This window comes from Synechococcus sp. A15-127, from assembly GCF_014280215.1.
In the GTDB taxonomy this organism is placed as follows: Bacteria; Cyanobacteriota; Cyanobacteriia; order PCC-6307; family Cyanobiaceae; genus Parasynechococcus.
The window spans coordinates 1,399,467-1,425,103 of the sequence record NZ_CP047948.1 but is presented as its reverse complement, the minus strand read 5'-3'; the positions used below and the strand labels follow the sequence as shown (position 1 = coordinate 1,425,103).

The following is a 25,637-nucleotide window of genomic DNA, read 5'->3' as shown; positions in this document are numbered from 1 at the left end:
TGCCTGCTGCCCCTGATGCAGTCCTCCGTGTCGGACTCCTGTGAGGGACTGCACCCCCTGGTGAAGGCGTTGTCGGAGGAAATCCGCAGTGCCCGGGGTGAGCTGCCCGAGCTGCGGCTCCTGCCGCTGGCGGCCGATCTCGAGCAAGTCCAGGGGCGGCTGGATGGTGAACGCCTGTTCATCGCCAATGAGGTTCACCAGTGCCGTGGGCTGCGCAAGCTTCACCTCGAGGTCGCCCGCCTCGGCAACGGTCTGCAGATCCTGCACTGCGTCTGGTTCCCGGACCCCCGCTTTGACCTGCCGATCTTCGGAGCGGATGTCGTGGCGGGTCCGGCCGGCATCTCGGCGGCCATCGTTGATCTCTCCCCGGCAGGGGAGAACCTTCCTGCGCCTGTGGTGTCGGCTCTGCAGACCGTTCCTGTGCCGGGATTCCGGCAGGTTCGCCAACTGCCTGGCTGGGGGACGATCTTCTCCAGCTACGTGCGTTTCATCCGTCCGGACGGTACTGACGAGGAAGAGCTGTTCCGTCAGCTGGTGATGGATTACCTGGCCGTGATGCGGGAGGCGGTGGCCGGTGCCTCAGTCGATTCCCCTGAAGCGACTTCTACGATCCGCAGACATGAGGGTCAGCTGAACTATTGCCTCCAGCAGAAGCGCAACGACAAGACCCGCCGGGTGCTGGAGAAGGCCTTCGATCCGACCTGGGCGGATCGCTACATCGAGCAGCTCCTGTTCGACGATCCGCCTCCTCTGAGATGAGTCGGCTGCGCCGCTGGGGGCTGCTGACTGGCGGAACTCTCGCGCTCGCCGCCGGCGTCTGGGCCGTGGTCAAGAACCTGCCGTCAACGTCACAGCAGGTGGCAGATCCCGCCCCGCTGACGCGGGCACCCGAAGCGGTGGCGGCGCTCGGGCAGCTGGAACCCTCCGGTGAGGTTCGGCGACTGGCGGCTCCCTCATCAGGGCTGGCCGGCAGTGCGCGGATGGCGGAGCTTTTGGTGGCGGAGGGTGAGACGGTCCGGGAGGGCCAGCCCCTGGCGCGATTCGACAGCCGTTACAAGGTTCAGGCGCGCCTGGCGGCCAATGCGGCTCTGCTGAAGAGCCTTGAGAGCGAGATCGGATTCCAGCGCATCGAGGTCGAGCGCTACTCCAGAGCAGCCCGTGGAGGGGCCGCTTCGCTGGTGCTGCTTGAAACGAAGCAGGCTGAGCTGGGGCGTCTCGAGGGACAGCTGCTTCAGGCCAGGGCCGAGCGCGGGGTTCTCCAGGTTGATCTGCTGAACAGTGAACTCAGGTCTCCGATCGATGGCCTTGTGCTCAGGGTGCACGCCCAGGTCGGCGAGCGTCCGGGATCGGAAGGGGTGATGGAGGTCGGTGCCAGCCAGCGCATGCAGGCACGGATCGAGGTGTACGAATCCGACATCTCAAGAATCACCATCGGCCAACCTGTGACGCTCACCAGCGAGAACGGCGGGTTCAAGGGTGAGTTGCAGGGTCGCGTGGCGTCCATCACACCTCAGGTTCAGCAGCGTCAGGTGCTGTCGACCGATCCCACCGGCGACGCGGATGCCCGTGTGGTCGAGGTGAATGTGGCGCTTGACCCGCAGGACGCAGCCAGGGTCAGCCGGTTGTCCGGACTGAAGGTGATCGCCCGTTTCGGAGTGACGTCGTGAAGAGGCCCTGGCAGGGCCGTCGCATTCCTTTGTCCTGGCTGCTGCTGACGCGCCAGCCGATCCGGCTGCTCGTTGCCCTCGCCGGCATCAGCTTCGCCGGCATTCTGATGTTCATGCAGCTCGGCTTTCGCGACGGGCTGTTCGACGCCAGCGTCACGGTGCACCGGCTGTTCGATGCCGATCTGGTGCTGATCAGTCCCCGATCCGCCAGTTCGGTGCGCATGGCGGGGTTTCCGCGTCGCCGTCTGGTGCAGACCCTGGCTGATCCGGAGGTCGAAGGTGTCACGCCGGTCCACTGGGGATTGATGCTCTGGCGCAACCCGGAGACCCGTCGCAACCGGGCGATTCTGGCTCTGGGGTTCAATCCCGATGATCCCTTCTTCATGGATCCCGGTCTGGCGCAGAAGACGGGGGTTCTCAAGCAGAAAGGGCGCATCCTGTTCGATCAGTTGTCCCGCCCTGAGTTCGGTCCGATCGCGCAATGGCATCGCGAGGGGCGGACCGTCGAGACCGAGATTGCGGGCAATCGCGTCCGTGTTGCCGGTCTGGTAAGCCTTGGCACCAGTTTCGGTGCCGATGGCAACCTGCTGACCAGTACCGAGACCTTTCTCGATCTGCTGCCTCAGAAACCGCCCGGGGCGATCGAGGTCGGTCTGATCCGTCTTCGAGCAGGCAGTGATCCTGATCGGGTGCTGGCTCGATTGAAGCAACGGCTGCCTGATGACGTGATCGTCCTCAGCAAGCAGGGGTTCATCGATTTCGAGCAGAACTACTGGCGCAGCAGCACCTCGATCGGATTCATCTTCACGCTCGGTGCCGCCATGGGCTTCGTGGTCGGTTGCGTCATCGTTTATCAGGTCCTTTACACGGATGTGAGCGACCACCTGCCCGAGTACGCCACGTTGATGGCGATGGGCTACCGGCTGAGCCATCTGCTTGGGGTGGTGCTGCGGGAGGGGGTCTACCTCGCGGTGATGGGCTATGTGCCGGCCTATCTCGCCGGTCAGGGTCTGTACTGGTTCGTCAGGGATGCCACCCGGTTGCCGGTGGGCATGAACGCCACGAGAGCTCTGACGGTTCTGGTGATGATCCTGGTGATGTGTGTGGCGTCCTCCCTCCTGGCGATGCGCAGGCTTGTGGATGCCGATCCTGCGGAGATCTTCTGATGGCCGCCGTTGAACTGAGCGGTCTGAGTCACGCCTATGGCCGCGGTGCCATGCGCCGACAGGTGCTGCAGAACATCAGCCTGCGGATCGATCCGGGGGAGGTTGTGCTGCTGACCGGACCATCGGGCTGCGGCAAGACGACGCTGCTCACCCTGATCGGTGCCCTGCGTTCGGTGCAGGCAGGGGATGTGACGGTTCTCGGTGAACGTCTGGATGGAGCCGGCCGTCGTCGACGTCAGCAGCTCAGACGCAGGATCGGGATGATCTTTCAGGGTCACAACCTGCTCCGTTGCCTCACCGCTGAGCAGAACGTTCAGATGGGGTCGGATCTTCTTTCCGGTCTTGGCTACAGGGCCCGTCGGGATGAAGCCCGCCGCTGGCTGCGGGCTGTCGGCCTCGAGGACCAGATGGCTCAGATGCCCCACGACCTGTCCGGAGGGCAGAAGCAACGGGTCGCCATCGCCAGGGCTCTGGCTGCCCATCCACGTCTGCTGCTGGCGGATGAACCCACCGCAGCCCTGGACAGCGCCACGGGCCGCGGTGTCGTTGAGCTGCTGCGCACCCTCGCGCTCGAACAGTCCTGCGCCGTGCTGATGGTCACGCACGACCCCAGGATCCTCGACGTGGCCGATCGGCTGCTGAGAATGGAAGATGGCTGCCTGCTGCCGCCTGTTCAGTAAGGTGATGGTCTGTGTCACGCAGACAACATTCCATGGCCAAGCGCAGGAACTTGAAGAAGGAGAAGCAGGAGCGCAATCGCGCCTACGCGCGCAAGTTCAAGAAGCGCAAGCTGCGCAACGACGGCCGCGGTGAGGGAGCCGGCAACGGTGTGACCGGAACCGCAAACAACGGCGGAGCGGCGGACTGATCCGCCGAGTCATTCCATCGCAAAGGGGCCTGAAGGCCCCTTTTTTTGGTCTCTAGGCTTTCTGATCTCTGCCACGAGGGTTCCGCGATGTTCGCCAGCGTCGTCATCCCGACCTACAACCGGAAGCCGATCCTGGAGAAGTGTCTGCTCGCTCTCGAGCAGCAGCAGCTCGGTGGAGCACTTGATCGTTATGAGGTGGTGGTGGTGGACGATGGATCCACCGACGGGACGCTCGACTGGCTGCGCGAGCACGCTGCCCGCTTCCCCCACGTCCGCTTGATTGAACAGGAACATGGCGGCCCTGCCGCGGGCCGCAACCGCGGCGTGCAGCAGGCCGATGGAGACGTGATCGTTTTCATTGACAGCGATCTTGTGGTGACCGACACGTTTCTTGCCTGCCATGCACGGGCGCTCAGCCAGCACTGGCAGTCCCACGGGGACAGGCTGGCCTTCACCTACGGAGCCGTTGTCAACACGGCCGACTTCGACAACCCAACCTCGGAACGGCACAAGCTTCGTGATCTGTCCTGGGCGTATTTCGCCACTGGGAATGTGGCGATCGATCGCGATGTACTGGAGGACTCCGGTCTGTTCGACACAGGATTCCGTCTCTACGGCTGGGAAGATCTCGAACTCGGGGAAAGACTCCGACGCATGGGGGTTCAACTGATCCAGTGCCCGGAGGCTGTGGGGTACCACTGGCATCCAGCCCTGAGCCTGGATCAGATCCCCCGTCTGATTGAGGTGGAAGGGGAACGGGCCCGCATGGGTCTGGTCTTCTATCGGAAGCACCCGACCCGGCGTGTGCGCTTCATCATCCAGTTCACCTGGCTGCACCGAGTGCTCTGGGAGCTTCTGACGCTCGGAGGTCTGCTGAATGAGCACAGCCTGCGCCCCCTGCTGCGCTGGCTCATCCGTCGGGGCCATGCGGGTACGGCCATGGAGCTGCTGCGGCTTCCCCTGAACCGCATCGGCGTGCGGGCTCTGTTCCGGGAAGCCAGTGCTGCCGGCATTCCCTGCCCCTTGCTTTGATAACGTCGGAACGTCCTTTCAAACCGCACACCTGCTCGTTTCGGGTGAATGCGATCGCGGAGAATGCCCTCAGGCAGTGCCGTGATCCGTCCCTAGCAGGTGGAGGCGAACCCGAAACCCTCGAACCATGGCTGTTGTAACCCTCGCCGAGATGATGGAGGCGGGTGCCCACTTCGGGCACCAGACCCGCCGCTGGAATCCCAAGATGTCGCGCTACATCTACTGCGCGCGCAACGGAGTCCACATCATCGATCTCGTGCAGACCGCGGTCTGCATGAACAACGCGTACAAATGGACCCGCTCTGCCGCCCGCAGCGGCAAGCGGTTCCTGTTCGTGGGCACCAAGAAGCAGGCTTCCGAAGTGGTGGCCCAGGAGGCTGCCCGTTGCGGTGCCGCCTTTGTGAACCAGCGCTGGCTTGGCGGCATGCTCACCAACTGGACGACCATGAAGGCGCGCATCGATCGCCTCAAGGATCTCGAGCGGATGGAGTCCAGCGGCGCCATCGCGATGCGCCCCAAAAAGGAGGGCGCCGTGCTTCGCCGTGAACTGGAACGTCTGCAGAAGTACCTGGGTGGTCTCAAGAGCATGCGGCGTCTTCCGGACGTCGTGGTTCTCGTGGATCAGCGCCGCGAATCGAACGCTGTGCTTGAAGCCCGCAAGCTCGACATTCCGCTCGTGTCGATGCTCGACACGAACTGCGATCCTGATCTCTGCGAGGTCCCGATTCCCTGCAACGACGACGCAGTGCGCTCGGTGCAGCTTGTGCTGGGGCGCCTGGCGGATGCCATCAACGAAGGACGCCACGGCAACAACGATCAGCGCGGTGGTGACGACGGCGAGGCCTGAGTCCCGCTGAAGCGCTAAGTTCGCGCCGCCGCTCCATCACCCTGGGGCGGCGGCATTTCATTCCCCCTCATCTCTTCGAGTTCTGATGGCTGACGTATCCGCCAAGCTTGTCAAAGACCTGCGCGACAAGACCGGCGCGGGAATGATGGATTGCAAGAAGGCTCTCAAAGCCACCGACGGTGATGCCGCCAAGGCAGTTGAGTGGCTGCGTCAGAAGGGCATTGCCAGCGCCGAGAAGAAGTCGGGCCGCACGGCTGCCGAGGGATCCGTCGGCAGTTACATCCACACCGGCGCCCGCGTCGGGGTGCTTCTCGAAGTGAACTGCGAGACCGATTTCGTCGCCAGAGGTGAGATCTTTCAGGAGCTGGTCCGAGATGTGGCCATGCAGGTGGCGGCCTGCCCGAACGTGGAATACGTGTCCACCGATGACATCCCCGGGGAGATCCGCGAGCGGGAGAAAGCCATCGAAATGGGCCGTGATGATCTCGAAGGCAAGCCCGACAAGATGAAGGAGAAGATCGTCGAAGGTCGGATCGGCAAGCGCCTGAAGGAACTGGCGCTTCTGGAGCAGCCGTTCATCAAAGACAGTGCGATCACCGTTGCCGAACTGGTCAAGCAGACCGCCGGCAAGATCGGCGAGAACGTGAAGGTCCGGCGATTCACCCGATACACCCTCGGGGAAGGAATCGAGGTGGAGGAAAGCGACTTCGCCGCTGAAGTGGCTTCCATGAAGGCCGGCTGACCCCGGTGCCTGGAAGGGACCATCCGCCCTGCCACGATCCATCCGAGCAGCTGGCGCGCCTGCGCAGGGTGTGCCGGCAGCGTTCGGTCTCCGTCTACAGGGATCAGGCGCTCTATCTCCAAATCCTTCGGGATGAACTGCTGTCAGCGACCCGTCAGGCGCTGTACAGGCTGATCAGTGACGTTGATCCACTGCGTTTCCGCGAACTCGGTGAGACGGCACGGCAGGGATTTCATGCAGCTGTCGACAGACTGGTGCAGCGATGTTCCGTGCTGCTCACCGTCGAGCAGCTGAGGCTTCTGGTCGACCAGATGCGTCAGGAGAACCGACGCCGGCAGGCCCGTGCCAGCCGGGGCATGCTCGAACAACTGGCGAAGCAGAGCGAAGTCAGTGAGGAAGCGGCGGACACTTCGCCGCGACAGGAGGCTTCCGGCTCCATCGAGCTCAGCCTGGCGTCTCCCCTCGACAACGATCAGCCGTTCCGGCCGATCACCGGTCCGCAGGAGCCAGAGAGATCGGAGACCGCGGACGCTGACTCCGGCGCCGATCCCGCGGATCTCGATGTGCTCCGCTCGCTGTTCCAGCTGGCTGGTGAGGCACTGGATCATCCATCCCCAGATCCCACGCTCAGCACGTATCCAGTGCATCCAAGGGAGGACAGGGACTCTGGCCTGCTGCCCTCCCAGCCGGATGCTCTTGGCCTCTGGATGGAGGGATTCGATCAGGCGATGGACCGTCGTCTTCGCAACCTCTCCCATGCCGTGAACGTGCAGTTGCTGCGCAGCGGCCTGGCCAGCACTCTGCTTCCCGTGACCTTGCTGGAGGCGGTGCTGCGCGGTCAGATGGAGACGCAACCGGCCGCTTCCAATCTGTTGCGCTTGCACCTGCCGATCGCAGTGGGTGAGATGGAGCAGGGAATGGATGTGCTGTGTCTGCTTCTGCGAACCAGCGAACTGGAATTCGACAGTCACCGCCTGCGACGGGTTCGTCGTCGTCTGCGCGAGCATCAGCGGGAGGTGCACACAATGGTGCGACAGCAGCGCCACTGGGAGCGCCGCTGTCTGGATCGTGAGGCCCTTTCCCATTGGCAGAGCCCATCCGAGCCGAAGCTGCCCCCGGAGAACGGGGACTGACCGCCGGTCAGCTCCGGCTGATCCTCGATTGGATCTCCCCTCTGCAGCAGGCCCTGGCACTGGAGGCTGACCGCGGCTTCTCCGATCTCGAAGGCCGTCGGCAACGCTTTCATGCCTTCCTTGCAGAGCAGCTGGTAACGCTTCCGGCCGTTCCCCTTCCCCGTGGTGCTGGGGACCGCGTCCGTGGCCTTGCAGAGGGATATGGCCGTTATCCGGGGATGACGGACGCCGCCCGCCGCCGTCTGGTGACGGACACCCGTCAGTGGCTGCATGAACTGCGTCATCGCGTCGAACCGTCGGCACCGATGGCTCCACCACGTCTGCGACTGGAGACCGCCACAGCCAGCTCCGCTGCTGGAGATCGCTCCGGACCGCTGCCGCTCGACAGTCCGCTCTCCGCGCTGCGGGGAGTGGGACCGAAGCTGGCGGCCCGTCTTGCCTCCCTTGGACTGCTTCTGGTGCGCGACCTGTTGCGCCATTACCCGCGGGACCACGTCGACTACTCAGCGATGCGCCGCATCGAGGCTCTGGTGACCGGTGAAACGGCCACGATCGTGGCGACCGTCCGTCGTTGCAACGGTTTCGTCAGCCCTCGGAATCCCAATCTCGCGATCCTGGAACTTCAGCTTCAGGATCCCACCGGTCGCCTGCGCATCACCCGGTTCCTGGCAGGCAAACGGTTCAGTTCTCCGGCTGCGCTGAAAGCTCAGCAGCGGCTTTATCCCGTCGGGTCCAGGGTTGCCGTCAGCGGGCTGGTCAAGGAGGGGGGGTACGGGATCACGGTGCATGATCCGTTGATCGAGGTGCTCGATGGTGCCGATTCCACGGTGCGATCCCAGACCATCGGCAGGTTGTTGCCCGTCTATCCCCTGACCGAGGGGGTGGCCTCGGATCGTTTCCGCGCTCTCATCGAACAGGCTCTGCCCTCGGCTCGCCTGTGGAGTGAGCCGCTCGGCAGTGGGGAACGTGAGAGCTGCGGGTTGCTGAGCATCGCTGAGGCGCTGCGCTGCATCCATGCGCCCCGTTGCCGTGAGGAGCTGGATCAGGCCCGTCGTCGCCTTGTGTTCGATGAATTTCTGCTGCTTCAGCTCGGACTGCTGCAACGCCGCAGTGAGCTCCGTTCCAGGCCGGCTCCCGAACTGCTGACACGCGTTGCTGAAGGAGGGCTGCTGCAGCGTTTCCAGGAGCTGCTCCCGTTCGACTTCACACGGGCTCAGCAACGTGTCTTCGCTGAGATCGAGGCGGACCTGCAGTGCTCCGAGCCGATGGCCCGCCTCGTGCAGGGTGATGTGGGTTCCGGCAAGACCGTGGTGGCCATCGCCGCCTTGCTCAGCACCATCGACGCCGGCTGGCAGGGTGCCCTGATGGCCCCCACCGAGGTGCTGGCGGAACAGCACTACCGCAACCTCTGTCGCTGGATGCCGCCGTTGCACGTCACAGTCGAGCTGCTCACCGGATCCACGCCGAGACCACGGCGGCGGCAACTGCTCGATGACCTTGCCAACGGCTCTCTCAAGCTGCTTGTGGGCACCCATGCGCTGCTGGAGGATCCGGTGGTGTTCTCGCGCCTCGGTCTCGTAGTGGTGGATGAGCAGCACCGCTTCGGTGTGCATCAGCGGGATCGCCTGCTCAGCAAGGGTCTGCAGCCCCATCTGCTCACGATGACGGCGACACCGATCCCGCGCACCCTTGCCCTGTCACTGCACGGTGATCTGGACGTCAGTCAGATCGACGAGCTTCCGCCCGGCCGCACGCCGATCCGCACCACGCTGCTGAACAGCTCCCAGCGGGAGAAAGCGCATGAGCTGATCCGCTCGGAGGTGGAACGCGGTCAGCGGGCTTATGTGGTGCTTCCCCTGGTGGAGGAGTCGGAGAAGCTCGCCCTGCGTTCGGCTGTGGATGTGCATGCGGAACTGGCGTCCGAGGTGTTTCCTGATCTGACCGTGGGCCTGCTGCATGGTCGTCTCAGCAGCCCTGAGAAGCAGTCGGTGTTGGCGGATTTTGCAGGCGGGCGAAGCCAGATTCTGGTGGCCACCACCGTGGTTGAGGTGGGCGTCGATGTCCCGGAGGCGTCGGTGATGGTGATCGAACACGCAGAGCGCTTTGGGCTGGCGCAGCTGCATCAGCTGCGTGGCCGCGTGGGCCGGGGGGCCGCTGCGTCTCACTGTGTGCTGATCAACGGCAGCTCCAATGCGCTGGCCCGGCAGCGCCTCGATGTGCTGGTGCGCTCCAGCGATGGATTCGAGATCGCCGAGATGGATCTGCGCTTGCGGGGTCCAGGACAGGTGCTCGGTACGCGTCAGTCCGGTCTTCCGGATCTCGCCCTCGCCAGCCTCGCCGACGATGGTGCCGTTCTCGATGATGCCCGCAGCTTCGCTGAGGGATTGCTGGCCGCGGATCCTCACCTGGAGGATCACCCCAGGCTTCGTGAGCTGTTGCACGACCAGCAGAGACGCCTCAGCGGCGGAAACCCGCTGAACTGACCATCTCCACGGGCTGTGGAAGGATTTCGTTTTCGCACCTGAGCAGGTGAGGCCCTGGAGTGATCGTCCGATCGTGGAGTGCCACGAGCCCCTTGAACCCCTGCCGCCATCCCTTCTGCGGCTGACCCCCCATCCCTATCAGGCGATCGGGGCTCCCTATGGCCGCGGTGCGGATCCGTTCCGGCTCAGGTCAGGGGTCGTGGCACGGTTGCTTGAGGCCCAGGGCCAGTTGCAGCAGCGGGAACCCACGTTGCAGCTGGCCATCTTCGATGCCTGGCGCCCGGTGGCTGTGCAGGCCTTCATGGTGGATCACGCCATCGCTGAGGAATGCCGGAGGCAGGGCGTTGATCCCTCCGATGCGCGCCAGCGTGATGCCTTCAGGGGCGTGATAGCCGAGGTTGGGCGTTTCTGGGCTCCTCCGAGTGACAATCCCGCCACGCCTCCCCCTCACAGCACAGGCGCGGCCGTGGATCTGACCCTCGCCGAGTCGGGTTCGGTGCTCGACATGGGCGGGGCGATCGACGCCATCGGTGCGGTCTCCGAGCCGGACCACTACAGCGCGGCGGCTCGTTCACAGCCGCAGTCGCAGGCTGGCGTCTGGCAGCGACGGCGAGACCTGCTGAAGGAGGTGATGGCCGTCGCTGGATTTGAACAGCACCCCAATGAGTGGTGGCATTTCAGCCACGGTGATCAGCTGTGGGCGTGGCGCTGCGGTGCTCCGCAGGCGATCTACGCCGGAGCGCTGGTTCCGAGCAGTTCGGCGACGGTCTGATCCCCCAGCCGTTGGATGTGGTCGCCGAAGCTGCGCCGTCCGCCGGCATCCTTCCAACTCTTCAGGAGGGGCTCGATCGTCGTCTCAAGGTCGTCGAGCGGCATTCGTTGGAGAAACGGGCGTGCAAGGCGCTGCAGATTTGGCGTTCCACCGAGCCAGAGCTGATATTGATTCACACCGCTCCCCACCAGTCCGAGCTCCGCCATGTATGGACGAGCGCAACCATTGGGGCAGCCGGTCATCCTGATCAGGAGTGGTTTTTCGATCTCTAACCGTTCAAGCTGCTGCTCGAGACGGTTCAGCACATTTGGAAGGATGCGTTCCGCTTCTGTAATCGCTAAGCCGCAAGTCGGCAAAGCTGGACAGGCAATGGCATGCCGAGCAAGCGGAGCCGGTGCTTCGGGAACCTCGAAGCCGATTTTGGCAAGCTCCTCACGGATGCCGGCGCGCTGCGCTGTGCCGATATTGCAGAGCAATAAATCCTGATTGGCTGTAAGGCGAATTTCCAGTTGATAGGTTTCAACAATGCGACGAAGTCCCGCTTTCAGCTCGCCTTGAAGACGTCCGCAGGTCAGAGGGATACCGACGAACCAGAGCCCGGCCCTTTGGCGGTGCCAACCGAGGTAATCCATGAGCTTGGACTTTGGCTCGTTGCGTAGACCTTTGAGTGTTCCTTTGAAATAGTGCGATTTAAGTGTGTCCTTGAACCAGGCCATCCCCCTTTTGTGCATCAGGTATTTGAGCCTGGCGTGTTTGCGGACTTCTCGATCACCGAAGTCGCGCTGCACGGCCATGATCGATTGGAGTAGTTCGAACAGTTCTGGTGCTTCGACGTAGCCCAGGGGTTCGGCCAGCCGCGCGAAGGTGTCTTCCTGGTTATGGGTTCGACCCATGCCGCCGCCCACGTAGACATTGCATCCGCGTAAATTGCCAGAGCTATCTGTGAAAACAACAAGCCCGATGTCCTGAGTCAACAGGTCGACGGAGTTGTCTCCAGGCACTGTCACGGCCACCTTGAATTTGCGTGGTAAGTACGTGTCTCCATAAAGCGGTTCGGCAGAACTGTTGGAAAACACGCCCTTCTCGCTCTGTCTCAGGCGGGCTCTTCGGACAGGCCGCGACGGTTTGAAGCGGTAGCTGAGATCTCCATCGACCCATAGATCTAGATATGAACCTTCCGCTGCTTCAGGACTTAGCAAGTCGGCAATTTCGTCAGCCAATTGACGTGCCATTGGGTACCCGCCCTTTTCAAAAGGCGCGGGGGGTGCCATCACATTGCGGTTTATGTCTCCACATGCAGCGAGGGTAGACCCAAGGTTTTCGACGATTGTTCCAATGACTTGTTTTAAATTGGCCTTCGGAATGCCGTGCATTTGAAAGGCCTGGCGTGTTGTCGTCCGTAGGGTTCCATCCCCGATCTCATTAGAAAGATCATCCAAAGCGATGAAAAGCTGAGCTGGAACGCGACCGCCTGGATTGCGCAGCCGCAACATCATCTGCCAACAGCGCACTTTGTCGGTCTTGCGCAGTTCACGATGGTTCTGCTGGTAACTGCCGTGAAACTTCAGCAGTTGAACGGCATCCTCGCTGAAACGGATCTCATCGTTATTGAGTTCGGTAAGCAGGGGCTCTCTCAGGTGCCCGCTGAACAGCTTGCGACGTTCAGCTTTCGACAGCGAGGTCTCGATTGATTCGGTCGGCGGGGACGGGCCATCGAGGTCCATTCCAGAGGAAGCCTTGCCGATAGCAGTGACTTCAATCTGACCGATGCCCATGGGATCTCTCGGTGTTTCTTTTGAAACTAGCGAAGCGGCTTCCAATACAGTCGCCAACGGCGGTGTACACGGTGTGACTTCAACCTTTCTTCTCGAGATCGGCACCGAGGAGCTGCCCGCTGATTTCGCCCGGCTGGCCCTGCAGCAGCTTGTGCAGCGCGTCACCAGAGATCTGGGTGAGTGCCGCCTCAGCCATCAGGGCATCAGCGTCAGTGGCACGCCACGGCGTCTGGCTGTCCGAGTGGCCGATCTGCAAGTTCGTCAGGACGATCTGACAGAGGATCGCAAAGGTCCCCCCGTGGCCCAGGCCTTCGTGGAGGGAGAGCCCGGTGCGGCGGCGATTGGATTCGCCCGACGCTGCGGCGTTGAACCAAGCGAACTCGAGGTGCGGGAGACCCCGAAAGGCCCCTGCGTCTTCGCCACGGTGCGAACGCCCGGTCAGCCCAGTTGTGATCTTCTCCAAAGCCTGATTCCAGCCTGGATCGATGCCCTGCAGGGGAGGCGATTCATGCGCTGGGGGACCGGTAACCAGCGCTTCAGTCGCCCGATCCGCTGGCTCGTGGCTCTTCTGGGAGCGGATCTGATCCCCGTCGAGCTGGAGGGTGCCGATCCCCGGGTGTGCAGCGATCGTTTCAGTCGTGGTCACCGGCTGCATGGCGATGCCCCGGTGGAGATCTCCGATGCCGAGAGCTATGCGGACACCCTTGCTGCTCTGGGTGTGCTGGTGGATCGCGACGCTCGGGCCGAGCTGATCCAATCCGCCATCGACAGCGCTGCAGAGGCGGTTGGAGGGGTTCCGAACTGCCCCGCAACTCTTTTCGAGGAGCTTGTCGATCTGGTGGAGGATCCGCGCGTGCTGCGCGGATCGATCGCTGACCGCTTTCTGGATCTCCCTCCAGAGGTGATCAGCACCGTGATGCAGGCTCATCAGCGCTACATCCCCCTGGATGTCCCGGATGTGGAGAGTGATCCCCTGCGGCTGCAGGCGAAGTCGGTGTTGCGTCCAGAGTTTCTGCTGGTCAGCAACGGTCGGGCTCAGGCCTCGGAACAGATCGTCCGAGGCAATGAACGTGTGCTCGGGGCCCGTCTCGCGGATGCGGAATTCTTTCTGGCCGTCGACCGCCGCGACTCCAGCGTCAATCGCCGGGAGTCACTCCACCGAGTCACGTTCGCCGAGGGGCTCGGGAGTCTCCGCCAACGCTGCGAACGGATCGAACGTCTGGCGGAACGTCTCCTGCAGGCTCTTGAGTTACCGGAGGAGATCGCAGGTCATGCGAGTCGCGCCGCCCACCTCTGCAAGCACGATCTCGTTAGTCAGATGGTGGGGGAGTTCCCGGAGCTTCAGGGGCTCATGGGCGGCAAGTATCTGCTCGAGGAGGGGGAACCGAGGGAGGTGGCTCTTGCGGTGGTGGAGCATTACCTGCCGCGGGGAGCCGGCGATGCCCTGCCCGGCAGCGATGCCGGAGCGGTCGTGGCATTGGCGGAACGGCTTGAATTGCTGCTGAGCATCTTCGCCAAGGGAGAGCGTCCAAGCGGCTCCTCCGATCCCTACGCGTTGCGACGAGCCGGCAATGGAATTCTCCTGATCCTCTGGGACAGAGGCTGGCGCCTCGATCTGCCGACCTTCCTGAAGGCTGCCGTCGCGGACTGGGTGATGCTGTTCCCGCATTTCGCCATCGAACCGGGCCAGCTGCTGGCGGATCTTCTGCAACTGCTCAGGCAACGCATCGTCTCGCAGCTTGAAGAGGACGGCTATGAACCGGATCTGGTTCAGGCGGTGGCCGGGGAAGGGGTCACGGACGCTCGTCTCCTTGGCGACCCGATGGATGTGCAGGAAAGAATTCAGCTGCTGCGTGCGCTGCGTCAGCAAGGCGGACTGGCGGCCGTTCAGGCCGTTGTCCAGCGCGCCGCTCGCCTGGCGGAGAAGGGGAACCTCCCCGAGGACACCCTGGCTCTGCCAGGTGTGGTGGATCCTGATCGTTTCGAATCCGTCAGCGAACAGGGCATGTTCGCTGTGTTGAAGCAGCTTGAACCTCTCGCCGCGGAACGGCGATACCAGGCTCTTTCAGACGGTCTTGTGAAGGCCACGCCGGTCCTGGAAGCCTTCTTCGACGGAGAGGACAGCGTGATGGTGATGGCTGAGGATGAAGACCTGCGCAGGAACCGTCTCAACCTCCTGGGTGTGTTGCGCAACCAGGCCTCTGTGCTGGCGCGATTCGAGTTGATTCAGTCCTGAGTCGCGACTGTTCCCCTGCGCAGCCGTGTCTTTTGTTGGCAGCCGGCGATGACTCGGCTATCGAGAGATTGCATCAACCATCACATTCATGGCTGACGAGTCGAGCAATCAGCAACCGCCTGTCGTGGTCAAACAGGGAGGCAACGGCATCGGCCTTGTCCTTGCGGCCCTGATCGTGGCAGGTGCCGTCGTCTATGCCATCAACGTCTGGTCGACCACCAAGAAAGAAACCGCTCCAGGCAAGAACCTGCAGCAGGGGATCGAACGCATCAAGGAAGGCGTCGGCAAGGCGATCGAACAGCAAGAGTGAGTCAGGCCCCGGAAGCCGGAGTCAGCTGATCCCGGCTTTCTCCTTCTCGTTTTCCAACTTGTTCTCCTTGGACTGAGCCTTCACCGCCTGAGCAGCTTCCTCAGCAAGGAAATCTCCATCGGAACGTCCGACCGCCGAGGGCACGGGGTTGTAGCTCGAGGGAGCCAGGGCCTCTCCTCTGATCAGGCTGCCCAGAGTGCGCAGCGTCAGCTTGATCTGCTGCCAGGGGTTCATCATCACCACCCGCTTGTAGAGGTAACTGTCGAAGGTGAGCTTCTGAACGTCCTTGTCGTCGCACATCTCGACGAAGGCTTCTCGCGCGGCGTCGTTTCTGTAGAAGATGCGCTGAAGAATGTCGAGCACGGCGTAAGTCGCGCCGTACTTGCGATCCCAGCACTTGAGATAGCTGGATTTGATCTGTTTCTCGGTGGGGATGACGCTGCCGTTTTTGGAGATTTCCACGATCGCTTCGGCGCACATCCGGCCACTCTTGGCTGCGAAGTAGATCCCTTCACCGGAGCTTTTGGTGACATAACCGGCAGCGTCACCGACGAGGGCCATACGCCCCACCACACGACGGGGTCGGGGATGTTCCGGGATGGGATGCGCTTCCACCTTGATCACTTCGCCCTTGAACAGGCGCTTGGTGGCACGCTCGCGGATTCCCTTCTGAAGACCCTTGATCAGGCTCTGGTTCTGCTGCATCGTGCCTGTTCCCACGGCCACGTGGTCGTATTTGGGAAACACCCAGGCGTAGAAGTCGGGGGAGACGTCCGTACCGACGTACATCTCCGCCAGATCCTCGTAGTAGGTCATCTCCTCGGCAGGAAGCTTGATCCGCTCCTGGAAGGCGATCGCGACGTTGTAATCGCCAGCGTCCATGGCCTTGGCCACCCGGGAATTGGCACCATCGGCTCCAATGATCAGATCCACCTCCAGGGTCTTGGGGTCACCGGTGGGGCCGCCTGCGCTGTAGTCGGCGTAATGGATGGTGTACGGGCCCTGTCGGTTGGTGCCGGTGTCGATCTTCTGCACCAGAGCGTTCACCAGGGTGGTGCCGAGATCGGCGGCACGGTTGCGGAGGAAGGCGTCGAACACCTCCCGGCGGCACATGCCGATGTAGGCGTTGTCGTCGTAACCGAGCGGATCGAGTCGGATGTCCACTTCCCGGTTGGAAGGGGAGATCATCTTCATGTTGCGGACCTTGCGGTCGATAATGTCGTCAGGCAGGTCGAATTCCTCGACCATGCAGAGGGGTATCGCTCCACCGCAAGGCTTGGCGTTATCCAGCTTTCGTTCGAACAGCCAGGTCTCGATTCCAGCTTTGGCGAGCACCTCGGCAGCACAGGATCCGCTCGGACCACCGCCGACAACCGCAACACGCAACATCTCAGCCATACTCCGCTGGATTGTTTTTTGAAGCTACCACTGCGTCATCAATGACCGTGGGGCTTCCTGGCCATCGCCCTTACGATCGAAACAACACGCATCAGCGCTGTGAGTCGGGCTGCCTCTGCTCGTCGGCAACAGAGGGACGACATTCCGGTCGCGCGTCGCTCCCGCCCGGCTCCGCGTCGCTCGCGGGGCCGTGGTCTCGGGCTGCTGCTCGCCTGCCTGGTTGTGTGCGGTGTCAGTGGAGCCGTCGTGCTGATGGGGCCGCAGCTGATGGCGAGGCTGAATCGCACGCCGCCAGCGCCTGTTGTGCCGGGTATCCCCGAGCCGCCAGCAGCTGATGGTCGGTTGCTGGGACACTTTCCCTATGAACAGGTCAGACCGGACGAGCTGATCGTCGTCGAGCCGGGTATTCAGCTTCATGTCGATGCGGCCGAGGCTCTCGACGGCATGCTCCGGGCTGCCGCCGCCGAAGGCATTGATCTGCGGTTGCTCAGCGGTTATCGATCCCATGACCTGCAGGAATCGATCTTCTTTGATGTGGCCTCGGAGCGGAATCAGACCGCCGAGGAGCGGGCTCAGGTATCGGCACCGCCGGGTTATTCCGAGCACAGCACCGGTTTCGCTGTGGATCTGGGAGATGGGCAAGCTCCTGAGACCCACCTCTCGACTGATTTCGAGCAGACGCGCACCTTCCGCTGGCTGCAGGACAATGCCGCCCGCTATCACTTCGTGATGTCGTTTCCGGACGGTAATTCCCAGGGTGTGAGCTACGAGCCCTGGCACTGGCGCTTCGAGGGCACGGCCGATGCACTCCGACGCTTCGAGGCAGCCCGGCGTCTCGCCCGTCGTCCGTTTTGAGTATTCCTGAGCTGCTGGCGCCAGCCGGCGACTGGCCGGCTCTGCGGGCAGCGGTGGCATCTGGAGCCGATGCCGTCTACTTCGGTGTGGACGCCTTCAACGCCCGCCAGCGGGCCGAGAATTTCCGCATCGACGATCTTCCGTCGGTGATGCACTGGCTGCACGAGCGACAGGTGAAGGGATGTCTCACCTTCAACGTGCTGGTGTTCAGCGATGAGCTCGAGCGGGCAGCTCAGCTGCTGATCGCCGCAGCGGAGGCCGGCGTGGATGCCGTGATCGTGCAGGACGTCGGCCTCTGCCGGCTGGCCCGGAGACTCGTGCCCGAGCTGACGCTGCACGCCTCCACTCAGATGTCGATCACCAGTGCCGCCGGCGTGGCTCAGGCCGCATCCCTGGGCTGTGAACGGGTGGTGCTGGCCCGGGAACTGGCGCTGAGAGACCTCGAACGCCTGCAGCGTCAGCTGCGGGATCGCCACCTGGCCATGCCTCTCGAGGTCTTCGTGCACGGAGCGCTCTGCGTGGCCTACTCCGGCCAGTGCCTGACGAGTGAATCCCTGGGCCAGCGCAGTGCCAATCGCGGGGAATGCGCCCAGGCCTGTCGCCTGCCCTATGAACTGGTTGTTGACGGCGTTCCCCGCGCGCTCGAAGATCAGCGCTATCTGCTTTCACCCCAGGACTTGGCGGCCTGGGAGCTGCTGCCTGAGCTGCAGCGCATCGGCATTGCCAGCCTCAAGATCGAAGGACGTTTGAAGGACGCCAGTTACGTGGCAGCGGTGACCGATGCCTATCGGCAGCGCCTCGACCGTCCTGCGCCCGAACCCGTCCAGAGGCAGCTGGAGCTGGCATTCTCCCGAGGGCTTTCAACAGGCTGGCTTGAGGGAGTGAACCATCGCCGGCTGGTCCATGGCCGCTGGAGCAAGAAGCGTGGACCGCTGATCGGTCGCCTGCTGCAGGTTGATCGCGGAGGCTGGCTGCAGATCCGCAGCCGGGAGCGCCTGCGACCTGGTCAGGGAATCGTCCTGGAGGCTCTGTCGGATGACCCGCTGCGACCACCCGACGAGGTCGGAGGCCGTGTCATGGCCTGTGAACAGCTCGGGCAGGAACGCCTGAAACTGCGTCTGGGTCCTGGAAGGATCGAAACCCGCGCCCTGCGCGCCGGAGCATCGGTCTGGCTGACCAGCGATCCGGAATGGCAGAGCCATTGGCAGCGGATGGCGCGTCGACCCACCGAGGTCCGGCCCCGTGATCTGTCGCTGCGGGTGGTTGGACGCCATGGTGACGTCCTGAGGCTTGAGCAGCCGGAGAGGGGCGTGGTCATCAGCAGTGCCATGCCCCTGCAGTTCGCGGATCAGCGCCCCCTGGACCGGGAGCGTCTTGAGCAGCAGCTCGGGCGTCTCGGCGGCAGTGGCTGGCGGTTGCGTGATCTCACGGTCGAGCTCGAAGGCGATCTGTTCCTACCGGTGGCAGAACTGAACCGCATGCGCCGGGCCCTTCTGGAGGCTCTTGGATCACCGGTCGCTGAGCAGCAGCTTGCTTCTGTGTCTCTCGATCCTGCAGCCGTCCTCTCGGAGTTTGTCCCGGCGACAGCAGACGGCTGCCAAGACGAGCCGATGGGTCTGGTAGTGCTCGTGAGAAGCCTGAACCAGCTTCGAGCGCTGATGGAGCTTCCTGACGGGGCAGCGCCGATCCGCTCGGTGGTGGCCGACCTCGATCAGCCGCGGCAGCTCCGGGAGGCTGTGGCCATGGGCCGGGGCGTCTGGCCCGAGGGCATCTGGCTTGCCGGCAGCCGGATCACACGGCCTGATGAGCGCTGGACCCTGGAGCCGCTGATCCGAGCTCGACCGGATGGCTATCTGGTGCGCAATGCCGATCAACTGGAGATCCTCACTCCCCTGGCACCCTGCGTCGGTGATTTCTCCCTCAATGCCGCCAATCCCCTCAGCTTCGACTGGTATCGACGTCACTGGGGGCTTGAGCGGATCACCGCCAGTTACGACCTCAATCTTCAGCAGTTGCTGGATCTGTCCGCCGGGGTGGAGTCCTCGCGCCTTGAGGTGACCCTGCATCAGCACATGCCCCTGTTTCACATGGAGCACTGTCTGTTCTGCGCTTTCCTCTCCGAGGGGCACGATCACACCGACTGTGGTCGCCCCTGCGAGCAGCACTCAGTGACCCTCCGGGACCGCAGCGGTGTCGAACATCCTTTGCGCGCTGATCTGGGCTGTCGCAACACCCTGTTCAACGGCACGGCACAGACCGGGGTCGAGGGGCTGCCGGCCCTGTATCAGGCCGGCGTGCGTCACGTCCGTCTGGAACTGCTCGACGAGGGTGCCGAGGCCACCCGAAGGCGTGTGCTCCTGTATGCGGATGCCTTGTCCGGACGCATGGCATCACGTGACGTCTGGAAGCGGGAGCGCATCGATCATCAACTCGGTGTCACTCGAGGCAGCCTGCGCGTGCAAGGTCCAGAACGGACCAGCCAAATCTCACGTTGAGATATCCTGTCGCACTGCGCCTATGGGCGTTCTTCACAATTTCTAACGGTCAACCTGCATGAGCGCCCAGCAAAAGGCGATTCGCAACATCGCGATCATCGCCCACGTTGACCACGGCAAAACGACCTTGGTCGACTCACTGCTGGCTCAGTCGGGCATTTTCCGCGACAACGAAGCGGTTCCGACCTGCGTTTTGGACTCCAACGACCTGGAGCGCGAGCGCGGCATCACGATCCTGTCGAAGAACACCGCCGTTACGTACAACGACACGCGCATCAACATTGTTGATACCCCAGGTCACGCCGATTTCGGCGGAGAAGTGGAGCGGGTGCTCGGCATGGTGGATGGGTGTCTGTTGATCGTTGATGCCAACGAAGGGCCCATGCCCCAGACCCGTTTCGTTCTGAAGAAAGCACTCGAGCAGGGACTGCGTCCGGTCGTGTTCGTCAACAAGATCGATCGGGCCCGGGTTGACCCCGAGACCGCTGTCGACAAAGTGCTCGATCTGTTCATCGAACTGGGTGCTGATGACGACCAGTGCGATTTTCCCTATCTGTTCGGCAGTGGTCTGGGCGGCTTTGCCAAGCCCGACATGAAGACCGACAGCGAGAACATGAGGCCGCTGTTCGACGCGATCCTGCGCCATGTTCCACCCCCGGTGGGTGACTCGGAGAAACCGCTTCAGCTCCAGATCACCACTCTGGATTACTCCGATTTCCTGGGTCGCATCATCATCGGCCGCGTTCACAACGGAAAAATCAAGCAGGGCCAGAGCGCTTCTCTGATCAAAGACGATGGCTCCGTCAAGAAGGGCCGCATCAGCAAGCTGCTGGGCTTCGAGGGGCTGCAACGCGTTGAAATCGAAGAGGCGTCCGCCGGAGATCTGGTGGCTGTGGCCGGCTTCGATGACGTGAACATCGGCGAAACCATCGCCTGTCCCGATGAGCCCACAGCACTGCCGCTGATCAAGGTGGATGAGCCCACGCTGCAGATGACGTTCGTGGTCAACGACTCCCCCTTCGCTGGCAAAGAGGGCAAGTTCGTGACCAGCCGTCAGGTGCGCGACCGTCTTCAGCGGGAACTGCTCACCAACGTGGCGCTGCGGGTCGAGGACACCGATTCGCCGGACCGCTTCGCCGTCAGCGGTCGCGGCGAGCTGCACCTGGGCATCCTGATCGAGACAATGCGGCGTGAGGGGTATGAATTCCAGGTGTCGCAGCCGCAGGTGATCTACCGCACCATCGATGGCACCCCCTGCGAGCCTGTTGAGACGCTGGTGATGGATGTGCCCGAAGAGGCTGTCGGCGCTTGCATCGAGAAGCTGGGCACCCGGAAGGGTGAGATGCAGAACATGGAGACCGGTCAGGACGGCCGCACCCAGCTGGAGTTCATCGTTCCCTCCCGTGGCCTGATCGGCTTCCGCGGTGAATTCATTCGTGCCACCCGCGGCGAAGGAATCATGAGCCATTCCTTCTTCGAGTACCGGCCGATGGTTGGGGATTTCGATACCCGACGCAACGGTGTTCTGATCGCCTTCGAGGAAGGCACCGCCACGTTCTATGCCCTCAAGAATGCCGAAGACCGCGGTCAGTTCTTCATCTCGCCCGGCACCAAGGTCTACAAGGGGATGATCATCGGTGAATACAACCGGCCCCAGGATCTGGAGATCAACGTCTGCAAGACGAAGCAGCTCACCAACATGCGCTCGGCTGGTGCCGATGAACTCGATACCCTCCAGTCCCCCATCCAGATGACCCTCGAGCGAGCTCTTGAGTACATCGGACCCGGCGAGATGCTGGAGGTGACCCCGGAATCCATCCGTCTCCGCAAGCTGCCGGCCAAGAAGATGGCCAAGCGCTGATGCCCGAGGCGGATCCCCGCTTTCAGCAGGCGATCGAGCTCTTCAACAGTCAGCAGTGGTACGACGCCCATGACGTGTTCGAGGAGCTCTGGCATGAAACCGGCGAGCCCGAACGACGCAGCCTCCAGGGCATCCTGCAGGTAGCGGTGGCCCAGCTGCATCTGCAGAGGGGCAACCGTCGTGGCGCCACCATCCTGTTCGGCGAAGCGCTCGGAAGGCTTCGCCGGCCGGGAACACCCGATCTCGGTCTCGATCTCGACGGCCTCTGCGCTGTGATCCAGGGGCGTCTGGAGCTGCTGCAGCTGGACGGCGATCCCGAGTCGTGCACTGTCCCCGTGCTACGGAACAGCCCATGAGCAGGCTGTAGTGTCCACGCAACATCCAGCAGCATCAGTCTGCGAAAGCGCCTTCCGAGATGTTCAGGTCCACCGGCTGGTCACCCCCTCTGATCCTGCTGTCAGCACTTCTGTTTGGAGCTCTTCCGCTCCAAGCCGCTGATCCGCAGGTGGAGGGTCTGATCACCATCGAATCTGATCAGCAGTCGGCGAACAACGTCACCGGCGTGATCACCGCCTCCGGCAACGTGCGGCTGGTTCATGCCAACCGCGGTGTCGTCGCTACCAGCCTGCAGGCCCAGTACTTCACCAAGGAGGAGCGCATCGTGCTCAGCGGGGATGTCGACGTGGTTCAGAAGGATGGCAATCTTCTGAGGGCCGGACAGGTGACCTACCTGCTCGACGAGGAGCGTGCTCTTGCCCTGCCAACCGATGGTGGGCAGGTGTTCAGCCAGTGGTCCCTCGAGACGAAGTCCAGCAGTCCGACTCCGATGGTTCCATGAGCCTGACGCTGGAGACTGTCTCCATCAGCCTGGGTGGCCGTCAGCTTGTTCGTGACGTGAGCCTCGATCTCTCTCCGGGCGAAGTGGTGGGGCTGCTGGGTCCCAACGGTGCGGGAAAGACGACCACCTTCAATCTCGTGGTCGGGCTGCTGAGGCCCGACCGGGGAGCGGTGAATCTCGACGGCCTTGCCGTTGCCGGACTCTCCATGCCTCAGCGCGCCCGGCTGGGCATCGGTTACCTGCCGCAGGAACCCAGCGTCTTCCGGCAGCTGAGCGTCCGGGAGAATCTTGAGATCGCACTTGCCCAGACCGATCTGAGCAACCAGGAGCGTCGGGACCGCCGCGATCAGCTGATCGAGCAGTTCCATCTCACTCCCTTCATGGATCGCCGCGGGTTCCAGCTGTCCGGAGGCGAACGCCGCCGTTGCGAGGTGGCCAGGGCTCTGGCGGTCGGCCGCGATGGTCCCCGTTATCTGCTGCTGGATGAACCGTTCGCCGGGGTCGACCCGCTTGCTGTCGCCGATCTTCAGCTGCTGATTCAGTCTCTGCGCAGCCTCGGCATGGGGATCCTGATCACCGATCACAACGTTCGGGAGATTCTCGCCATCACCGATCGCGCTTACATCCTCAACGATGGATCGATTCTGGCGTCGGGACTTTCCGAAACAGTGGCCTCCGATCCCCTGGTCCGTCGTCATTACCTCGGGGAGGCATTCCAGCTTTGATCAGCCTTCCCCCGCTGCCGCGCAAAGTACCGCTTCTCGATCGCTGGCTGTTCGGGGAACTGACGGGGCCGCTGCTGTTCGCCATCGCGGCCTTCACCGTCGTTTCCCTCTCCGTCGGTGTGATGTTCGATCTGGTGCGTCGCATCGTCGAATCGGGATTACCGGTGACGGTGGCCGTGCAGGTGATGGCTCTCAAGCTCCCCAGTTTTCTGGTCATCTCCTTCCCGATGGCCACGCTGATGGCGACACTTCTGGCCTACAGCCGGCTATCGGCCAACAGTGAGCTCACGGCGCTGCGCAGCGTTGGAGTCAGCACGGTGCGACTGGTGGCACCGGCCCTGGTTCTGGCGATCCTGCTCACCGGGCTCACCCTGGTGTTCAACGATGTGATCGTTCCGCAGGCGAACCGAAGCGCTGAATCCACTCTGCAGCGTGCTCTCGGCCGCTCCCTGGCCACGGAGAAGGGCAAGGACATCATCTATTCACGTTTCGGGCGGTTGCAGGGCAGGGACGATGAACAACGCGGACGAGGGCTCAACCAACTGTTCTATGCCCGCCGATTCGAGAAGGGGGAAATGCTCGACGTGACCGTGCTGGATTTCTCCCGGGTCGGTTTCCGCCAGATGCTTGTTGCCGAAAAGGCGCTCTGGCGGGAACAGGAGGCGAAATGGGAGTTCCTGGACGGTCAGATCCTCACGCTCAATACCAATGGCAGCACCACCCGTGTGGATTTCGATCGCTACCTCTATCCCCTCAGTGCCGGTCCTCTGAAGGTGGCCCGTCTTCCGCGGGATGCCAACAACATGACCATCGGGGAGGCGATCAAGGCCAGGCAGCTCTACGTGGAAGCAGGCAACGCCAAGGAAGCTCGCCGGCTTGCCGTTCGTATCCAGGAGAAGTTCACCTTCCCGGTCTCCTGCCTGGTGTTCGCTCTGATCGGCAGCAGTCTCGGCTCCAGGCCAGGGTCACGTACCAGCCGCAGCCAGGGCTTCGGCATCAGCGTTCTGTTGATTCTCGGCTATTACGTGCTCAGTTTCAGCTTCAGCTCCCTGGGCGTGAAGGGCACGCTCCCGGCTGTGACAGCCGCCTGGTTACCGGTGCTGATCTCCCTGGGCTGCGGCGGATCGTTGCTTCGTCAGGCCAGTCGTTGAGGTGAGCCGTCAGAATTGATATCTGGTTGATCGCACGACACCGTTGCCGACCCCTCCGACTGACGTGGTGACCCTGCTGGGATTCATCGCTTTCTCGCTGCTGCTGCTGGCTCTTCCTCTGGCGTTCTGGGCGGTCTCCGGTCGATCCCTGCAATCGCAGGTCAGGCTCCTGGTGGCGGTTGCGAACCTTCTGCTCACAACCCAGCTGGTTCTGCGCTGGTGGCAGTCGGGTCATTTCCCCATCAGCAACCTCTACGAATCCCTGTGCTTTCTGGCCTGGGCCTGCACGCTCACGCAGCTTCTGGTGGAACGCAGCTGGCCGTCTCCGCTCGTGGCCGCCGCGGCAACACCGATGGGGCTCGGCTGCATCGCCTTCGCCAGCTTCGCGTTGCCGGATCAGCTGCAGGAGGCAGCTCCCCTTGTTCCGGCCTTGCGCTCCAGCTGGCTGGTGATGCACGTGAGCGTGATCATGGTCAGTTACGCGGCTCTGCTGGTGGGATCGCTGCTGTCCCTTGCGGTGCTCTTCACCGATCGAGGGGACGACCTGGAGCTGCGCAGCAGTTCCATCGGCAGTGGTGGCTTCCGTCAGTCCGTTGCCGCCTCTGATGTCGGTGTTCTGCAGCTGCAGTCGGTTCAGCTCTCCACCAGTGAGCAGCTCGACAGCCTCAGCTACCGCACCATCACCGTCGGGTTCCTGATGCTGACGGTGGGCATCATCAGCGGTGCCGTCTGGGCGAATGAAGCCTGGGGAAGTTACTGGAGCTGGGATCCCAAGGAGACCTGGGCCCTGATCTGCTGGCTGGTCTATGCCGCCTATCTCCATACCCGATTCAGCCGGGGTTGGCAGGGGCGCCGTCCTGCACTGGTGGCGGTGGCCGGTCTTGTCGTGATCGGCGTCTGTTACATCGGCGTGAATCTGCTTGGCATCGGATTGCACAGCTATGGCTGGTTTTTAGGCTGAGGAGAAACAGCTAAAAAGCGATTTGAGTCTGGCCAGTGGCCACTCGGTGCATCGTTGTTATGACGATGAGAACGGTTCGTTCGAGCGAAACGTATTCCACAAGATCTTCATGAATTACTCGAGCTGGGTCGATACTGGTCTGCTGGATAGCTCCCATTCGACTTGCAAGCGGGGCCTTCGTTCCCAAGGGTTGATTTGTATGTATAGAGAAGGATTTTTCTGTTTACTTGTTATTGGATAATCGGCTTTGATCGATGGCGTAGTACTTCTTGGATTCCATTAAAATATAATCAGATCACCTCTGGATTTCTTGCTTGGCGTT

General features: G+C 62.6%; 23 protein-coding genes. 21 read left to right on the top strand and 2 right to left on the bottom strand.

From position 1 onward, the window contains the following. Positions 1 to 15 precede the first annotated feature (15 nt). The 11 genes from SynA15127_RS07435 to SynA15127_RS07385 all read left to right on the top strand — a co-directional run bounded on the left by SynA15127_RS07435 (position 16) and on the right by SynA15127_RS07385 (position 10,710). Complete coding sequence (locus SynA15127_RS07435) at positions 16 to 759, top strand: phycocyanobilin:ferredoxin oxidoreductase (protein WP_186483528.1); 744 nt, start codon at positions 16 to 18, stop codon at positions 757 to 759. After that, entirely contained in the window at positions 756 to 1,667 is a 912-nt protein-coding gene (locus SynA15127_RS07430) for an HlyD family efflux transporter periplasmic adaptor subunit (RefSeq protein WP_186483527.1), read from the top strand. Before SynA15127_RS07435 ends, SynA15127_RS07430 begins: the two co-directional genes overlap by 4 nt. Next, positions 1,664 to 2,833 (top strand): ABC transporter permease DevC, encoded by a 1,170-nt coding sequence (gene devC, locus SynA15127_RS07425; protein WP_186483526.1) that lies wholly within the window; start codon positions 1,664 to 1,666, stop codon positions 2,831 to 2,833. Before SynA15127_RS07430 ends, devC begins: the two co-directional genes overlap by 4 nt. Then, a complete protein-coding gene (locus SynA15127_RS07420; protein WP_186483525.1) occupies positions 2,833 to 3,513 on the top strand; it encodes an ATP-binding cassette domain-containing protein in 681 nt (226 codons plus the stop codon). Before devC ends, SynA15127_RS07420 begins: the two co-directional genes overlap by 1 nt. A 32-nt stretch (positions 3,514 to 3,545) precedes the next feature. Beyond that, a complete protein-coding gene (locus tag SynA15127_RS07415; RefSeq protein WP_006171625.1) occupies positions 3,546 to 3,701 on the top strand; it encodes a hypothetical protein in 156 nt (51 codons plus the stop codon). A gap of 87 nt (positions 3,702 to 3,788) precedes the next feature. Next, on the top strand, positions 3,789 to 4,733 hold the full coding sequence (locus tag SynA15127_RS07410) for a glycosyltransferase family 2 protein (RefSeq protein ID WP_186483524.1): 945 nt from the start codon (positions 3,789 to 3,791) through the stop codon (positions 4,731 to 4,733). A 127-nt stretch (positions 4,734 to 4,860) separates the two neighbouring features. After that, positions 4,861 to 5,580, top strand: coding sequence for a 30S ribosomal protein S2 (gene rpsB / locus SynA15127_RS07405; RefSeq protein WP_043691308.1), 720 nt, complete (start codon positions 4,861 to 4,863; stop codon positions 5,578 to 5,580). A gap of 85 nt (positions 5,581 to 5,665) precedes the next feature. Then, positions 5,666 to 6,322, top strand: coding sequence for a translation elongation factor Ts (gene tsf / locus SynA15127_RS07400; RefSeq protein ID WP_043691306.1), 657 nt, complete (start codon positions 5,666 to 5,668; stop codon positions 6,320 to 6,322). 5 nt (positions 6,323 to 6,327) lie between these two features. Then, positions 6,328 to 7,455 carry a hypothetical protein gene (locus SynA15127_RS07395; protein ID WP_255475430.1) on the top strand — a complete coding sequence of 376 codons (1,128 nt, stop codon included), beginning with the start codon at positions 6,328 to 6,330 and terminating at the stop codon, positions 7,453 to 7,455. Next, positions 7,407 to 9,938 carry an ATP-dependent DNA helicase RecG gene (recG, locus tag SynA15127_RS07390; protein ID WP_186483523.1) on the top strand — a complete coding sequence of 844 codons (2,532 nt, stop codon included), beginning with the start codon at positions 7,407 to 7,409 and terminating at the stop codon, positions 9,936 to 9,938. Before SynA15127_RS07395 ends, recG begins: the two co-directional genes overlap by 49 nt. A gap of 46 nt (positions 9,939 to 9,984) precedes the next feature. Beyond that, positions 9,985 to 10,710, top strand: coding sequence for a M15 family metallopeptidase (locus SynA15127_RS07385; RefSeq protein ID WP_186483522.1), 726 nt, complete (start codon positions 9,985 to 9,987; stop codon positions 10,708 to 10,710). Here the strand turns inward: SynA15127_RS07385 and SynA15127_RS07380 are convergent. Continuing rightward, complete coding sequence (locus SynA15127_RS07380; RefSeq protein ID WP_186485629.1) at positions 10,668 to 12,434, bottom strand: NADPH-dependent assimilatory sulfite reductase hemoprotein subunit; 1,767 nt, start codon at positions 12,432 to 12,434, stop codon at positions 10,668 to 10,670. The two genes, SynA15127_RS07385 and SynA15127_RS07380, sit on opposite strands and share 43 nt — an antisense overlap. Positions 12,435 to 12,558: 124 nt before the next feature. Between SynA15127_RS07380 and glyS the strand changes: the two genes are divergently transcribed. Together glyS and SynA15127_RS07370 are read left to right on the top strand one after the other, a co-directional pair. Beyond that, on the top strand, positions 12,559 to 14,721 hold the full coding sequence (gene glyS / locus SynA15127_RS07375) for a glycine--tRNA ligase subunit beta (protein ID WP_186483521.1): 2,163 nt from the start codon (positions 12,559 to 12,561) through the stop codon (positions 14,719 to 14,721). Between the two features lie 88 nt (positions 14,722 to 14,809). Then, positions 14,810 to 15,031 carry a hypothetical protein gene (locus SynA15127_RS07370; protein ID WP_186483520.1) on the top strand — a complete coding sequence of 74 codons (222 nt, stop codon included), beginning with the start codon at positions 14,810 to 14,812 and terminating at the stop codon, positions 15,029 to 15,031. A gap of 21 nt (positions 15,032 to 15,052) precedes the next feature. On the opposite strand, the gene chlP is transcribed toward SynA15127_RS07370, so the two are convergent. After that, positions 15,053 to 16,420, bottom strand: coding sequence for a geranylgeranyl reductase (gene chlP, locus SynA15127_RS07365; protein WP_186485628.1), 1,368 nt, complete (start codon positions 16,418 to 16,420; stop codon positions 15,053 to 15,055). A gap of 108 nt (positions 16,421 to 16,528) precedes the next feature. Between chlP and SynA15127_RS07360 the strand changes: the two genes are divergently transcribed. The 8 genes from SynA15127_RS07360 to ccsB are packed head-to-tail and all read left to right on the top strand — an operon-like array spanning position 16,529 to position 25,315. Continuing rightward, the gene (locus tag SynA15127_RS07360) at positions 16,529 to 17,284 is read left to right on the top strand and encodes a M15 family metallopeptidase (protein WP_186483519.1); all 756 of its coding nucleotides are present in this window, start codon (positions 16,529 to 16,531) and stop codon (positions 17,282 to 17,284) included. Further along, a complete protein-coding gene (locus SynA15127_RS07355; protein WP_186483518.1) occupies positions 17,281 to 19,779 on the top strand; it encodes a U32 family peptidase in 2,499 nt (832 codons plus the stop codon). Before SynA15127_RS07360 ends, SynA15127_RS07355 begins: the two co-directional genes overlap by 4 nt. A gap of 58 nt (positions 19,780 to 19,837) precedes the next feature. Then, positions 19,838 to 21,640, top strand: a complete 1,803-nt coding sequence (typA, locus tag SynA15127_RS07350) for a translational GTPase TypA (RefSeq protein ID WP_186483517.1) — start codon at positions 19,838 to 19,840, stop codon at positions 21,638 to 21,640. Next, complete coding sequence (locus SynA15127_RS07345; RefSeq protein ID WP_043691289.1) at positions 21,640 to 21,996, top strand: DUF309 domain-containing protein; 357 nt, start codon at positions 21,640 to 21,642, stop codon at positions 21,994 to 21,996. The genes typA and SynA15127_RS07345 overlap by 1 nt, the downstream gene beginning before the upstream one ends. A gap of 59 nt (positions 21,997 to 22,055) precedes the next feature. Further along, positions 22,056 to 22,478 (top strand): LptA/OstA family protein, encoded by a 423-nt coding sequence (locus tag SynA15127_RS07340; RefSeq protein WP_255475429.1) that lies wholly within the window; start codon positions 22,056 to 22,058, stop codon positions 22,476 to 22,478. Next, positions 22,475 to 23,203 (top strand): LPS export ABC transporter ATP-binding protein, encoded by a 729-nt coding sequence (gene lptB, locus SynA15127_RS07335; protein WP_186483516.1) that lies wholly within the window; start codon positions 22,475 to 22,477, stop codon positions 23,201 to 23,203. Before SynA15127_RS07340 ends, lptB begins: the two co-directional genes overlap by 4 nt. Then, positions 23,200 to 24,354 (top strand): LptF/LptG family permease, encoded by a 1,155-nt coding sequence (locus tag SynA15127_RS07330; protein ID WP_186483515.1) that lies wholly within the window; start codon positions 23,200 to 23,202, stop codon positions 24,352 to 24,354. The genes lptB and SynA15127_RS07330 overlap by 4 nt, the downstream gene beginning before the upstream one ends. 43 nt (positions 24,355 to 24,397) lie before the next feature. After that, positions 24,398 to 25,315 carry a c-type cytochrome biogenesis protein CcsB gene (ccsB, locus tag SynA15127_RS07325; RefSeq protein ID WP_043691283.1) on the top strand — a complete coding sequence of 306 codons (918 nt, stop codon included), beginning with the start codon at positions 24,398 to 24,400 and terminating at the stop codon, positions 25,313 to 25,315. Positions 25,316 to 25,637 lie beyond the last annotated feature (322 nt).

Excerpts from the sequence above, each read along its gene's own strand:
- SynA15127_RS07435 (WP_186483528.1), top strand. The coding sequence starts at position 16 with ATGCAGTCCTCCGTGTCGGACTCCTGTGAGGGACTGCACCCCCTGGTG.
- SynA15127_RS07430 (WP_186483527.1), top strand. The coding sequence starts at position 756 with ATGAGTCGGCTGCGCCGCTGGGGGCTGCTGACTGGCGGAACTCTCGCG.
- SynA15127_RS07420 (WP_186483525.1), top strand. The coding sequence starts at position 2,833 with ATGGCCGCCGTTGAACTGAGCGGTCTGAGTCACGCCTATGGCCGCGGT.
- SynA15127_RS07415 (WP_006171625.1), top strand. The coding sequence starts at position 3,546 with ATGGCCAAGCGCAGGAACTTGAAGAAGGAGAAGCAGGAGCGCAATCGC.
- SynA15127_RS07410 (WP_186483524.1), top strand. The coding sequence starts at position 3,789 with ATGTTCGCCAGCGTCGTCATCCCGACCTACAACCGGAAGCCGATCCTG.
- rpsB (WP_043691308.1), top strand. The coding sequence starts at position 4,861 with ATGGCTGTTGTAACCCTCGCCGAGATGATGGAGGCGGGTGCCCACTTC.
- tsf (WP_043691306.1), top strand. The coding sequence starts at position 5,666 with ATGGCTGACGTATCCGCCAAGCTTGTCAAAGACCTGCGCGACAAGACC.
- SynA15127_RS07380 (WP_186485629.1), bottom strand. The coding sequence starts at position 12,434 with ATGGACCTCGATGGCCCGTCCCCGCCGACCGAATCAATCGAGACCTCG.
- SynA15127_RS07370 (WP_186483520.1), top strand. The coding sequence starts at position 14,810 with ATGGCTGACGAGTCGAGCAATCAGCAACCGCCTGTCGTGGTCAAACAG.
- chlP (WP_186485628.1), bottom strand. The coding sequence starts at position 16,420 with ATGTTGCGTGTTGCGGTTGTCGGCGGTGGTCCGAGCGGATCCTGTGCT.
- typA (WP_186483517.1), top strand. The coding sequence starts at position 19,838 with ATGAGCGCCCAGCAAAAGGCGATTCGCAACATCGCGATCATCGCCCAC.
- SynA15127_RS07345 (WP_043691289.1), top strand. The coding sequence starts at position 21,640 with ATGCCCGAGGCGGATCCCCGCTTTCAGCAGGCGATCGAGCTCTTCAAC.
- SynA15127_RS07340 (WP_255475429.1), top strand. The coding sequence starts at position 22,056 with ATGTTCAGGTCCACCGGCTGGTCACCCCCTCTGATCCTGCTGTCAGCA.
- lptB (WP_186483516.1), top strand. The coding sequence starts at position 22,475 with ATGAGCCTGACGCTGGAGACTGTCTCCATCAGCCTGGGTGGCCGTCAG.